The 14,282-nt window shown below is 49.7% G+C and carries 10 protein-coding genes; all 10 read left to right on the top strand.

The features are described 5' to 3' along the window. Positions 1 to 3 precede the first annotated feature (3 nt). The 10 genes from RAHAQ2_RS02770 to tssJ all read left to right on the top strand — a co-directional run bounded on the left by RAHAQ2_RS02770 (position 4) and on the right by tssJ (position 14,270). On the top strand, positions 4 to 1,035 hold the full coding sequence (locus tag RAHAQ2_RS02770; RefSeq protein ID WP_014333762.1) for a DUF4123 domain-containing protein: 1,032 nt from the start codon (positions 4 to 6) through the stop codon (positions 1,033 to 1,035). Beyond that, the gene (locus RAHAQ2_RS02765) at positions 1,032 to 3,797 is read left to right on the top strand and encodes a T6SS effector BTH_I2691 family protein (RefSeq protein ID WP_014333761.1); all 2,766 of its coding nucleotides are present in this window, start codon (positions 1,032 to 1,034) and stop codon (positions 3,795 to 3,797) included. Before RAHAQ2_RS02770 ends, RAHAQ2_RS02765 begins: the two co-directional genes overlap by 4 nt. Positions 3,798 to 3,809: 12 nt before the next feature. Next, a complete protein-coding gene (locus RAHAQ2_RS02760) occupies positions 3,810 to 4,919 on the top strand; it encodes a putative type VI secretion system effector (protein ID WP_014333760.1) in 1,110 nt (369 codons plus the stop codon). Positions 4,920 to 4,964: 45 nt separating this feature from the next. Further along, positions 4,965 to 6,071 carry a putative type VI secretion system effector gene (locus tag RAHAQ2_RS02755; RefSeq protein WP_014333759.1) on the top strand — a complete coding sequence of 369 codons (1,107 nt, stop codon included), beginning with the start codon at positions 4,965 to 4,967 and terminating at the stop codon, positions 6,069 to 6,071. Between the two features lie 102 nt (positions 6,072 to 6,173). Continuing rightward, complete coding sequence (locus RAHAQ2_RS02750; protein WP_014333758.1) at positions 6,174 to 6,443, top strand: PAAR domain-containing protein; 270 nt, start codon at positions 6,174 to 6,176, stop codon at positions 6,441 to 6,443. Between the two features lie 5 nt (positions 6,444 to 6,448). Next, positions 6,449 to 7,594, top strand: a complete 1,146-nt coding sequence (locus tag RAHAQ2_RS02745; RefSeq protein ID WP_014333757.1) for a hypothetical protein — start codon at positions 6,449 to 6,451, stop codon at positions 7,592 to 7,594. After that, the gene (locus RAHAQ2_RS02740; protein WP_014333756.1) at positions 7,591 to 10,926 is read left to right on the top strand and encodes an ImcF-related family protein; all 3,336 of its coding nucleotides are present in this window, start codon (positions 7,591 to 7,593) and stop codon (positions 10,924 to 10,926) included. The genes RAHAQ2_RS02745 and RAHAQ2_RS02740 overlap by 4 nt, the downstream gene beginning before the upstream one ends. An 8-nt stretch (positions 10,927 to 10,934) precedes the next feature. Next, positions 10,935 to 12,698, top strand: coding sequence for a type VI secretion system baseplate subunit TssF (gene tssF, locus RAHAQ2_RS02735; RefSeq protein ID WP_014333755.1), 1,764 nt, complete (start codon positions 10,935 to 10,937; stop codon positions 12,696 to 12,698). Continuing rightward, a complete protein-coding gene (gene tssG / locus RAHAQ2_RS02730) occupies positions 12,662 to 13,744 on the top strand; it encodes a type VI secretion system baseplate subunit TssG (RefSeq protein ID WP_014333754.1) in 1,083 nt (360 codons plus the stop codon). Before tssF ends, tssG begins: the two co-directional genes overlap by 37 nt. Further along, positions 13,731 to 14,270, top strand: coding sequence for a type VI secretion system lipoprotein TssJ (gene tssJ / locus RAHAQ2_RS02725; RefSeq protein ID WP_014333753.1), 540 nt, complete (start codon positions 13,731 to 13,733; stop codon positions 14,268 to 14,270). Before tssG ends, tssJ begins: the two co-directional genes overlap by 14 nt. The last annotated feature ends 12 nt before the right edge of the window (positions 14,271 to 14,282 follow it).

Genomic DNA, 14,282 nt, shown 5'->3' with positions numbered 1-14,282 from the left:
GAAATGACGACTCTGGAATATGACAAAGAAAAGGTGTTGTTTGATTACGGCGATACGGCAATTAAACAACAAGCGACAACAATCTTTAACGAACTGAGTGAACATCTGCTCCGAAACGGAGAAAACGTATTTCTGTTGATTGATCCGGCGAAACTGGAACTTAACATTACGTCTCCCTGGCTTATCACCCTGACAGAACGCCGCCCGGAACCCGTCGCCTTGCGGCATGCCTCAATACCACAATCTTATTACCCGTGGCTGATAACACTCGACCTCACCCGGCCAGAGGATCAAACCTTGCTGCAGGAAAGTATCATCCGGTCACTGCAGGAAATCGATCCGGCAAAACTGATGGCCGGTTGCGGTCGCACCCTGTGCGGTTGGCTGACCAGCATGCAGCCTGCCAGCGTTGTTGCCCGTCAGTTAGGCAGTACTGCAGTACAAAAGCTGAAGGAAGGCGGCAATATTTTGCTGCGTTACTTTGATCCGGCAGTGAATAACACGCTATGGCCGCACCTGAGTAGTTTCCAGCAACAGCGCATGTTGGGCATCCTGTCAGGGTGGCATTTCCCGGACGGCGACGGCCGGCTTGTTTCCCGCCGACACACCACATCCCCGCAACCTTTGCTGACCTTCTCCCTGGCCTTGCAGGAAAATGACAATGCAATGCTGGAACGCGTCGGGATCATTAATCAGGCGCTCAGGCAATACCGCGATCTGACCAGGCACGATTCACGCAGGAGCGAGGCTGCATTACGAAGCATGGCAGAACTCGCGTTGCAACGCATTGCCCATTCGCCCGTCATTACCACCTTTGATGAGCGCGCATTATTTGCCTTTCACGTCCTGCGCTATCACCCGCACATCGATCTGAGCCCTGAGTTTCAATATCTGCTATCCACAGAGACTCAGCCGGTCGATATACGCTATCGCCAGCGCATTTGCGCACTCACATCAAAGGACTGGCAGCGGCTGGCGGATGAATGTCAGCACTTAACTGCCGCCACGCACAAAAACAAGGAGCTGTTGTCATGAGTCAGCCTGAAGTCGTAATTTGTCCCCGCTGTCAGCCGGGCGGCCCGGCCATCCTGCCGGTGCGTTATGCCCCGATACCGGACTCACTCTCCCCTAAACTGCCGGGATGGGCTAAACCTGAAATCGATTTCCCTAAAACCACCGGTTATGACTACGGTTTACGCGCCATGCGCGCCGGTTTTTTATACGTCTGGTACGAAGCCGATGCACATTGGGAAACCTGGAGCATCACGCCAGATGGCGGACTGTGGAAGCAGAATGACGCCCTTTCCGCACAGCCCAAATACACGTCGGATTGCGAAAGAGGTTTCCATAAATCCGCCAATATTGAATTCATTGTGCTGGATAAGCTGGCTCTCACCAGCACGCTCTGGCTGGCTTATACACCGGCTAAATGGAACCCGGCCCTGCTGGACATTTATGCCACTGATGCCGGTAAACGAAAGGCGCGTATGCAGCAGGTAGAACCCTGGCAATGGACCGCTCCCGAAGAGGAAAAAGGCATTGCACAGGCCACGCAGGCGCCCCTGCAAACCGTACTTGATTATCAGCCGCCGGGGCCTGCCTGTCCCGCCGGGAAGTTACCTTTTTCCACTGATATTTCCCGTATCAGCAACATTTCCAGTATCAGCGACATACCCGACCCCCCGCCGTTTTACACTTTTGCGGCCGATGCTGTTCGTCCGCGCACCACGCTTTACCCCTGGAGCACTGAACGTGCCGGAAAAGAAAGCGTGACCCTGACCGCTTTAGCATCGCGCGGCACGTTACCCGACGGCACGCCGGTAAAACCGCTTATCATGGCAGTCAATGACCCGATTGGCATCGCGCATGAGCTGACCAGCTGGTGTGATGACATGACGCTGATGCATAAACGCTACCGCGATGAGCTGGGCGTGGAGTTTGCGACCTATTACGATATCAAAGGGCTGGAGCGGGTCATCAGACAGGCTGAAGAACAGCAGTTTGACCAGACCTTCCCGGAGAAGGCTTCACGGCACAGTATTGAAACGGTGCTGAACGGGGCCGGATTCGACCTGAAGGGGACGACGCCCTCCTATGAAGAACTGGAAAAAATATACGCAGAAAGCCGGGCGAAATGGAAACTCAATGCAGTGAACAAAGCCTGGCAGAAATACGCGGATAAGTTTGAACAGCGCTGGATCACGGATTTTGAAATCGCTTACGGGGAACTGACCCGTACCGTAGAGGAAAAAACAGGCATCCTTATCGGGCTGCGCCTGCTGTGGTTACAGCATCCTCTGTTTATTGCCTGCATTGACGATTTCAACTCTGACCTGACTCAGGACCACCTTAATTACCGGGAAATGGTCGGTTACGCGCTGGCGTCGATAAATCTGAGTGAGACGGGAAAGGCGCAGATTAATACGTGGGCTGACAGCTATTCCACGCTGGACAATAAGAACCTGCTCTGGCGCTATCAGTTTTTTAACAGCCCGGCGGTCATGACCTCCGTCAATCCGTTACTGGCACAGATAAAAAGCCAGAAAGCGCCCTCGGCAGGTGAGCAAATAAAAACAGATACGCAGTTTATCCTCAATAACCTGGGAGTTTATGCTGACGCCGTGGACAGGGCATTAACCGCCATGATGTCATCCGGCCAGGCGCAATCCCTGACACAAAGGATTATGGGGTTTGGTGACCGCGCCCTCACCACCATGACCAATCAGGTACTGGCCGGCACCGTGGTGGATACCTTTCAGGGTAAAGCGCTCAGGGCATTATTTCTTTTGGATTCCGGCGTTGCAAAAGACCAGCTAGTCAAAATGATGAATGACGCAATCGCCCATCCTGCGGGAGAGAGTATATTCACGGCTGAGGCGAGGGAGAATATACAGAAGATCCGTGATAATAAATTGAGTCAGATTGATAAAAACCTTAGCGACTTAGATGAATTCAAAAATAAATATAATAAACTCAATGAGAGTGTCAAAGGTAAAGAAACGATAAAGTTATTTCGCATTAAATCTTTGGGCATAATAATGTATTCAATACTGGCATTAAGCCTGGCAGAAAGCAGTAAGGGATCTGTTAAAGATATAACGGCACTAAGCATCCCTTTGTTATTTGCAGGCAGTTCACTCGCAGCCATGATTGAAGAAGCATACAGGAACGTCATTGAAATTGAGATTAAGGCAAATATCTGGAAAATGAGAGCAGCCTCATTGGGGAGCGTTGCGGCCGGACTCACGGTTATTATGGATATCCGTGATATTTTTGACAAAGGGGAAAAGAAAGGTTGGGTTTCATGGTCAGTCGTTCTTTCATTTGCAAAGTTTTCTTCAGATACAGCATTTGCTCTCAGTACGATCAATGACATTTTGCTCAGTAAGAACAAAGTACTGGCTGCGATGGGCAAACAAGGACTTAAGTTTACACTTTTATCGACAGCTACTGAAGGAATAGGATTAGGAGTAACAAGACTAGTTGGGTTTATGTCAACCTGGCAGGTGATGGTTGCTATAGTTTTCGCTCAGATGCTATACGAAATGTGGACTGATAATGAAATTCAGGACTGGTGTGAACAAACCGTGTTCGGAACAAAATCAAATAATCATAATACAATGTATTTAACTGCATACGACATATCTGCGTTAGTACAAAAACAGGAAGAATTATTACATACTGCTATGCAGATAGTATTTAACCTACCTCTTTCTGAAGAAGAAATTAAAAAAGCAGAAGACGAGAGAAGAAAACGCCAACAGGATATTAACACCCATTTTCGACTGAAATATTGACAGGATACTTCCATGGAAAAAGAAACAGATGAGCAACTAGTCAACTACACTAGTTGCCTAAGAAGCGAATATAGAGATCTAGAACGACTTGAAGTATCACTCGATTGCCTAGATATTTACATCGAACATAGATCTGAAAAAATTAACGAGTACGATGAAATGAAAAATCCAATCCAGGAAGAAGAGTCTTCGCCGGAAGCATATAAGAGAATGTTTATAGATGAAACACGCCTAAGTGTTATCAGGGCAGAGGAATACCTAAAGCAAGTTCAGGCAGAAATTAATTCTTTCCCTACTCCCCCTGAACTCCCCCCAACAAAGCAATTAATCAAAATCAGCGGCATAGTCGAAGAACTCTCAATTAAAAAGGTCATTGGTTACTTTGATTTCAGTGAATACAGCACCGAGAAAGCACGAGCCGAAGAGAAAATTAAACGCGATAACGAGGGTGCCTCGCTTTTATTACTGTTACAGTTTTTTGCCGGGGATGCGCCCCATGCGCGGTTTAATGATGGCAAGAGAAAAGAATCACGATGTATTTATGTTGAAGGAAAAGTTGACGGGAAATTTTTTTCAGGCTGGCTTAAGCAAACCAATATTCAGGTAGGTGATTATGTAGAAATGGCTGCAATGCCAGAAGATGATGGCTTTAAAATCTATGCTGCGGCTAAACCTCAACTGGAAACAATATCGGTCACTACCGGATGTTATGCCGGAAAAAATCGATTTAGCATCAGATACGTTATAAAAGGAACGGGGATTTTCTTTTTCTTTATGGTGTTTATTTACGCATCTTTTGCCTCCCTGAGCCTCGAGGAATGGGGATATGCCGTGCTAATTTACCTGTCCCTTACTGGAGGATTCTCTTTCGTTTTATTCCGGGGGTTGAATAACGATGCTCGAGCACCTGGCGATCTCTTTGAAAGAATTTGTGCGACATTAAACATACCTAATGGAAATACTTTAGATCTAGATAAATTCACCAGAGAGAAAATAAAATATAAACAAGAAAAAGGTGAATGGATTAAACCTGAAAAAGGGATTGTTTCAACACCTCAAATAATAATACAAGGTGGTTTCGATGTTTACTATTACCCAGTAAAAGATAATGCCAATCAATAGTAATTTGACATCACCATGTCAATGTAATTGATAAAGGATAAATTAATGGAAAAAGAAACAGATGAACGACTGGTCAACTACACCAGTTGCCTGAGAAGTGAATTTAAAGATTTAGACCGATTAGAGGGATGTTTTGTTAGTTTAGAACTTTACATAAAAAACAGAACTAGAAAAATTAAAGAATATGACGAAATGAACCGCCCGGGTTCCAAAGAGGATCCAGCTAATCAAATGTATAGCAGAATATTTATAGAGGAGACCCGACTTAGCCTTATCAGGGCAAAAGAATACCTCCGGCAAGTCGAAGCTGAGAAAAATAGCTTCCCTCCCTTACCTGAACTCCCCCCAACCAAACCTTTAATTAAAATCAGCGGAATAGTCGAAGAACTCTCAATTAAAAAGGTCATTGGTTACTTTGACTTCAGTGAATACAGTACCGAAAAAGCCCGCGCCGAAGAGAAAATTAAACGGGATAACGAGGGGGCTTCACTTTTATTACTATTACAGTTTTTTGCCGGGGATGCGCCTCATGCCCGATTTAATGACGGCAGGAGAAAAGAAAGTCAATGTATTTACGTCACTGGGAAAGTAGATAGCAGAGTCTTCTCAGGATGGTTACGCCATTCGAATATGCAGGTAGGAGACTATGTAGAAATAGCTGCCATGCCGGAAAATAATGAATATCGTATGTACGCTGTTGCTAACCCAAAGACACGGATAATTTCGACCACACAAAATTGTCACTTTGGCAGAAAGTACTCAAACGTTAAAGAATTTACAGTCTTAACCGGGATTTTTTATACGTCAATATTTATATTCTTGTGTCTCCTCGAATTTCCAACTTTAGAGAAATTTTTCTATGCCTTATTGACCATATTTTTTCTCACATTCACAACCACTTTCTTTATAACCAGAGGAATAAAAAATGAAAATCGTGCTCCAGGTGAATTATTCGAGAAAATTTGCAACGTATTAGAAATCTCTAACGGTGAAACACTTAATCTTGCAAAATACTCCAGACATAAGATTAAAAAAATAAAAAAAACCAACAACCAATCAGGAAATGAAAAGGTACCATCTGCAATTATACAAACATTAGATAAAGGAATCTTTGATGTTTTCTATTACCCAGAAAAAGATAACCTCACTTAAAATCAGGTAACTTTGATGTTCATTACTACCCCTAAAACAACCCTGACAATTGTTAATAATTTACCCTTTCTGACTCCCAACATATAAACAGAGAAAAATATCATGCCAAAAGGAATTATACGGCTGGGCGATAAACTGACCAGTGGTGGCGTTGTAATGTCTGCTTCATCCACCATGATTATTGAAGGCATTGTTGCCGCGTTAATTGGCGATGTCGTCATTTGTCCTCTTTTAGGTCATGGCGTCAATCGTATTGTGAGTACCACACCCACATGGCTCTCAGACGGCAAACAAGTGGCTTTCGATCAAGCCGTCTGTGCCTGTGGCTGCAAAGTACTGAGCAGCCTACCCACTACCTATATTGAAGGATAAGGATAATGTCCTGGGATATTCCGCTACCGTATGTCGTCAAACATCCGGCCCCCCTTCAGTGGAACGGATGGTGGCGTGGTGTTTCCTTGCTGGTGATGCTCTGCGTTGCTGCCGGATGCGGCCTGTGGTACTGGCTTAAAGATCCGCGGATTTTACTGCTAACCTTTGGCGCAGTGATTACCGTCACCGTGTTGTTTCTGGGTATTGCCGGCTGGCGGTTGTTCAGTTACGGCGTTAATGCGGAACACGCCGAAAGCATGGAGCAGCAAAATGAATGGCATCAGGAAAAATGGCAGGTATGGGCACAATCAGGTCTGAATATTCTGGATTTCAGCTACATATTCCCCGCCGAAATCCCGCACCCTTTTGAACACCGGACATTAGTGAACAATGAGGTGGCATTTTCACTGCCATCGCGCCCTCCCCTTCTGTATCTGTTCGAAGAATTACTGGCTCCCTTAGCCGCTTCCCTCAGAATGCTACGGAACCCGCTTGACGTTTATTTACCCTGCAACGATGACGAAGCGGCCCGGCGGGCCTTCGCCCTGACATGGGAAAAACTGGGTTTATCACTTTCAGCAGTCTCTGATTTCTTCAGTGGTGCCGTGACAAAGCCCTGGGCTGATCAGACGACGCAGTGGCTAAATGACGGTAATAGCAACGCTAAGTTACTGATATTTTTCCAGTGGCCAGAAAATGATCAACCCCGGATCCACACCGACGGTGCTATCGCATGGTTAATTGCTGCCAATGGGTCAGGTTCGGTGAGGTCACGCTGTCGCCTGCACCGGCCTGTGACAGGCACAGCAGAGGAAGCTGAACATAACGCCGGTTTGTTCCTGAAATATCAGGCACCGGCGATGAACGTTTCAGACCAGTGGTACAACCAAACCGCTATTGCCGCACAGAATATCCTGACGCTTAAACGCTGCAGGCAACTGCGCGTGCAAAATCCGGCATCCAATCCCCCTGTGCCAGAACAACAGTTCATCCCGTACTGGCTGGGAAAACCCGGCCCTGCCACTGACTATTTTACGATAACCCTCATGATGCTGATGGCCGAATACCGTTACGCACCGCAATCATTGGTTCTGTCGCAGGCTGACGCTTTGGTATTTGCGACTGTCTCTCCCGGAGAAGACATTTCATGATTAATCCCTTTGCATCCCGCCCTTCCGGAGCCAGTTTGCTGGCGATGGTATTTGGTGCGATTCTCGCCGCGGTTTTGTATTTCTTTAGCGAACGCTGGGGGCTCAGCCCGTTGCTGCGCAGTCTGATCTGGGCGCTGGGCATGGCACTGTTATTCGCAGTGATGGCTATTTATCGCAACTCACGTCGGCCCCCGCCCGCCCGGAGCCCCGTATCGAAAAAAGAAACGCATTCTGCTGCTGACGGCGAAACACAATCCCCTTATACAGAAGAGCTTTGTGATTATCTGCGCCATCGTTATGGACGCTTCTGGCGGTCGAAAGTCCGGTTAGTTGTTCTGGTCGGTCAATCCAGGCTTGTGGGGATGATTGCCCCCGAACTGATTTCACAACAGTGGATTGAAGCCGATGGCACCGTACTGTTATGGGGCGGTAACATCACCTCAGCATCAGACAGCAACCGTATTGCGGCGCTGCGCAAATTACGCCGCCGCCCGCCTCAGGCCATCGTCTGGGTATGTGATGCCCGTCATCAGCAGGTTTCGCTGGCCGACACCGCCGCACGTCAGTTACGTGATCGCGCGAAATTACTCGGCTGGCAGGTTCCCCTCTATGTCTGGCAGATTGAAAATAGCGAATCGCCCCCGGCGTCCCGTGAAACCCAACCCATCGGATGCTTGTTACCCGCAAACAGTACGCCGCAAATGCTGGAAGAAGCGCTGCGGGAACTGACATCACAACTGACGGTACAGGGGACTCAGCAGGTGCTTCAAAAGCCCGCCGACGATTTCATGTTACGCCTCTCACATCAGTTACTGAACGGGGAAATTGCACGCCTGCGCGCAACCCTTGCGCCGTTATTATCGGGCCCGTATGCCGCCCCTTTACGCGGCATCATGTTTAGTCAGCCATTACGCTTCGTCGAAGGCGTCGATAAATTTCGCTGGCTGCCTGATGCCAGCTGGAAGGGGATCCTCAATGACTTGTCCTCTGTGCGGGCAAAACGTATAGGCATCCCCTGGGCAAAAGGTCTGCGTTATTCCCTTGCCGGATTATTAATTTTCTGGTGTTTCGCTGCCGTGCTGTCGTTTACGGCTAACCGTGCCGTACTCAGGGAAAGCGTCGACCTCACCGTCAGGATATCTGATCCCGCTATCCCGCTGGAAAAACGCCTGATGAACCTGCAAGAGCTGCAACGGAAAATAGGCCAGTTGCAGTACCGGGCAGTCCACGGCGCGCCCTGGTATTTACGTTTTGGCATGAATCAAAACGAGGCACTTCTTGCCGCGCTGTGGCCGCATTATCTGAAGATTAACAACACATTTATTCGTGACGCCGCCGCAAGCAAACTGACACAACAGATGAACGCATTGCTGAGTCTGCCCCCCGATAGTCCGCAGCGCGGCCTGATGGCCCGACAAGCCTATGATCAGCTCAAAGCCTATCTGATGATGGCCCGCCCTGAGAAGATGGACGCGCAATACTTCACCACGACAATGATGAAACAGTGGCCTCAACGCAACGGCGTGAGTGACGCGGTATGGCGTAATTACGGCCCTTCACTGCTGAGCTTTTATGCCCAGAACTTGTCTGCGCATCCGCAGTGGAAAATCACGCAAGATGAAGCGATGGTGGGTCAGGTGCGCACCTTGCTGTTACGCCAGATTGGCATGCGAAACGCGGAAGCTTCGCTATATCAGAAGATGCTGCTACAGGTTGCCCGTCACTATGCCGACATGCACCTTGAAGATATGGTGGGTGATACTTCTGCCCGCCCGTTGTTCAGCACCGACAGTGTGGTTCCGGGTATGTTCACCCGCAAGGCCTGGGAAGAGGCGGTACAGCCCGCTATTGATGACGTGGTCAATACCCGCAGGGATGAAATTGACTGGGTGTTAAATGATAACAAGCACCCTGTCAAAGAAGATATCTCACCGCAGGCGCTGAAAGCACGGCTGACTGAGCGCTACTTTGCAGATTTCTCCGGTGCATGGCTCGGTTTTCTGAACAGCATTCACTGGCGTCGTGCTGACACATTATCTGATGCCATCGATCAACTGACGCTGTTGGCTGACATCAGGCAATCGCCGCTGGTCGCCCTGTTAAATACGCTGGATTATCAGGGAAAAACGGGGCGGCAGAACGAAGCATTGACCGAATCACTGGTCAAATCCGCGCAGAATCTGATTCATGCAGATCAAAAACCCGCCATTGATCAGCGGGATAAAAACACGAAGGGACCTCTTGATGATACTTTCACGCCCTTACTGACATTAATGAACAGCAATGCTGGCGGCGATGGCTATAACTCACTGAGTCTGCAAAGTTTCCTGACCCGGATAACCCGCGTACGTCTCAGGTTACAACAGGTGACCAATACCGCTGATCCGCAGGCAATGACCCAGGCACTGGCACAAACCGTCTTTCAGGGAAAATCGGTGGATGTCACCGATACCCGCGATTACGGCAGTCTGGTTGCCGCCAGTCTGGGTCAGGAATGGAGCGGATTTGGCCAGGCTATGTTTGTTCAGCCGATGGAACAGGCCTGGCAACAAGTGCTCACCCCCACCGCAGAAAGTATTAATGCACAGTGGCGAAACGCCATTGTTCAGGACTGGAGCGCCGATTTTAATGGCCGTTACCCCTTTGCCCCCGTGCAAAGTGAAGTCTCTCTGGCCTTGATGTCACAATATCTTCGCAACGACACCGGACGTATTGCGCGCTTTATCACCACCAATCTCAATGGCGTGATTAAACGTCAGGGACGTCACTGGGAACCGGACGTTATCAGCGCACAGGGATTACATTTTGACCCGGAATTCCTTCAGGCGCTGAATCAGCTTTCCGAACTTGCCGATGTGGTGTTCACTCATGGCGACGCCAGCCTGCACTTTGAACTGATGGCCAAACCGGCCAAAGACGTGATGCAAACCGAGCTGACCCTCGATCAGCAAAACCTGAAATACTTTAACCAGATGGAAAGCTGGCAGCCCTTCAACTGGCCTGACAGCCAATGGAAACCCCGCGTAACCTTAAGCTGGGTAAGCGTCCGGGCAGGCACCCGTCTGTATGCCGATTATCCGGGGATCTGGGGATTTATCCGCCTGCTGGAAAAAGCAAAAGTGACGCAAATCGATTCCAGCACCTTCAGACTCGTATGGAAAGCGCCAGACGGTTTACCTCTTAACTATCTGATGCGAACCGAGGCAGGAGAAGGCCCGCTGGCGTTACTGGCGCTGAAAGGATTCAAAATGCCGCAGTCAATTTTCCTTCCTCCGCCAGCCACTGCAAATGATGCCGGTGATAACCAATCCGGCTCCGACACACCAGATTAAGGATTCTCATGGAAGATTTAACTTTGCGATATTTCGATGCTGAAATGCGCTATCTGCGGGAAGCCGCCAAGGAGTTTGCCACAGCACATCCTGACCGCGCAGCTGAAATAGGGCTGATGACGCCTGGCAGTGCTGACGCGTCCGTAGAGCGACTCTTTCAGGGCTTCTCTTTCTCAATGGGACGCCTGCGGGAAAAGCTTGACGATGACCTGCCGGAACTCACCGAAGGCCTGGTCAGTATGCTCTGGCCGCACTATCTGAGAACTATCCCTTCGCTCTCGATAGTGGAACTGGCTCCGGCCTGGCAGGAGATGAAAATGACGGAAACACTTGTCGCGCATTTTGAAGTCATATCGCAGCCTGTTGGCACGGAGGGTACCCGCTGCCGCTACCGCACAACACGTGATTTACAGTTGCAACCCCTGATATTGTCACACGCCTCGCTGGCAATGGAGCCCGATGGACAGCACATTATCCGTCTGCGTTTTAGCTGCAGCCGGCTGGCGAACTGGCAGTCTGTTGATCTTACCTCCCTGCCGCTCTATCTGAACGGCGATGCTCCGTTAGCCTGCGCATTGTTGCTGGCGCTGACGCATCAGGTGAGAAAATGCTACCTGCGCCTGCCCGGACAGGTCGACAGGCAACCGGTCACATTACATTTTAAGGCAGAAGGATTAGGAGAACTGGCCAATCTTTGGGAACGAGGCGATGCGACCTGTTGCGGCTATCAACAGTTGCTGGAATATTTTACCTTCCGTGAGAAATTTATGTTCGTTTCCCTCTGCGGGCTTGAACGGGTTGAACTGCCCGCAACCCTGGCAGGGTTTGAAGTGGACATCGTTCTCGACAGCCCCTTCCCCTCTGACTTCTCATTGGATGCCAGTCACTTACGGCTGCACTGTGTTCCAGTGATCAATCTTTTCTCTCTTGATGCCAAACCGCTGAGTATCAGCAATCAGGAAACCGACTATCTGTTACAACCTCTGTGCAAGCAGCCGGCCTGTACCGAGATATTTTCAGTCGATAATGTCACTTCATCCAGACGCACGCATGCGCAGGTTTACACCCCTTTTCGTACTTTTCGATACCATGGCGGTACGCTGCGCCGTCACTTACCCGCCCGCTACTATCACACCCGCGTCAAACCGGGCGTTACCGGGCTGCATGAAACCTGGCTGATTTTAGGCGGTGACGGGTTCGAACAGGAACGTCAGATAGCCGACGAGACGTTGACTTTAAGCCTGACCGGTACAAACGGACAGCTGCCCCGCCTGGCACTGCGCAGCACATTACTGAATGCCACCACGCAGGCCCTGCCAGTGCCGCTTAACATACTCAATCTTTGCCCCCCGACCATGCCAGCCTATCCGCCAAACCGTGATCGGTTCCACTGGCGGGTTTTAAGTCATCTCGGCACCCATTTTTTATCAATGATGGATAACGCTGAAGTTTTGCGTAACACACTGGCGCTCTATGACTGGACAGAAAGTGAAGATAACCGGCGCCGTCTGGATGCCATCGTGAAGGTCGAACACTTCCGGTTACAACGCTTTGAAAAAGGTTTATTGCTGCGTGGCGTTGACATTGAAGTCACTGTGGAATCGCCGGGGTTTTACGGTGAAGGGGATATTTATCTTTTTGGTGAGGTACTTAACCGCTTCCTGGCTCTTTATGCCGATATACATTTGTTTAACCGGCTCACGCTTATCGTTCAACCCTCAGGAAAATGCCTGCAATGGAAAGAGAACCACAGCCAGTATATTCCCGGCTGATACGGGATATGGGCGACAAATTGCCTTACACCAACTTTTACCGATTTTGTCAGTTGATTGAACAATCCTCCCCCCGACGCCCGCCGCTTGGCAGTACCAGTTCCCCGAAAGATGATCTGATACGTTTTCGCCCCCATCCGGGCATGGGCTTTCCGGTCAGTGAGTTAAAAGCACTTGAGTGCGATCGGGATCACCCTGAACGTCCTCCCACCGTCAGAACCACTTTCCTGGGGTTGTATGGCGTCGACTCCCCTCTGCCCACCAGCTACCTGGATGATATCGCTCAGCGCCGTGAAGGACATGAAGCAGTCGAGGAATTTCTGGATATCTTTAATCACCGCATCATGACCCAGTTCTATCGGGTATGGCGAAAATACTCATATCCGGCCAGCTTCGAGGCGGGAGGCACCGATGAGACATCACAGCGCCTGCTCGGACTCATGGGTCTGGGCATTCCGGGGACAGCGAAAAACATTGCCACTCCGGTGTCCCGCTTTCTGGCATTACTCAGCAATATGCGGATGCCAACCCGTACGGCGGAAGGTGTCATCGCACTGGTTGATTTGTTGTCTTCAGAGACAACAGCCAGCGTTCGTCTTCACTATCCGCGCACAATTGCCATTAAGCCACTGCGTTTTGGTGATAAAACGCCGCTGGGCCTGCGGCCGGTGCTCGGTCATTCAGCCAAAGAGGTCAACAGTATGTTCGAACTGCAACTCTATACGGAAAATCCGGCAGAGGCGCAGGCGTGGTTGCCGGGAGGTCAGTTATCGGAGGATTTACTCGTTTTGTTACGGGTATATCTGGGATGGCGGGTTGATGCCCGTATTCTGCTGACGCTGCCGCGTCACATCCTGCCCCCCGCCCGATTACACACCTCTTCTGACGGTGGATTCAGAGGGCAACTGGGTTACACCACCGTCATGCGTTCCGCATCCACATCATCTGAAGTCCCGCTGAACGCCACCCTCACCATCCGGTTGAGTGACTATCAGGGGCTGAAGCCCAATCTTAAGACCCGTGAGGTGATAAATGTCTGCTTTTAATTCCCTGTGGCGATATCCGGCAGTGGTGACTCTTGTGTTCTTGTCAGGGCTGACCGGCGGATGCGGACTGACACAATCCATTTCGGATGGCACATCTGCAATGACCCAGGCCATTTTCTATAAGCAAATTAAAACACTGAAGCTGGACTTTATCGCCCGGGCCTCAGTCAATCCCGACGAAGAAGGTGCCTCACTGGCGACTGACGTCTGGATATATCAGCTAAAAGACCGAAAGATCTTTGATCAGACGGATTATCAGACTTTGCTGACACAGGCCAGTACCGTGCTTAAAGACGACATATTGGCGGGGAAAGACATCCGTGTACGCCCGGACGGCGGTGCCACGCTGAATATGCCGATAGAAAAAGAAGCGATGTATGTCGCGGTGGTTGCACATTTCAGAACACCCGACCTTCAGAAAGACTCCTGGCGTCTGGTTTTGCAACGGGAAGAACTCATTCCCGATGCCCCCCTGAAAATAATCCTGGAAGGAAACGTGTTGCAGCTACAAGCAGAAAAAGAATAAAGACCAATACCA

Source organism: Rahnella aquatilis CIP 78.65 = ATCC 33071 (assembly GCF_000241955.1).
GTDB classification, from domain to species: Bacteria; Pseudomonadota; Gammaproteobacteria; order Enterobacterales; family Enterobacteriaceae; genus Rahnella; species Rahnella aquatilis.
This window is presented reverse-complemented; position numbering and strand designations above follow the sequence as displayed.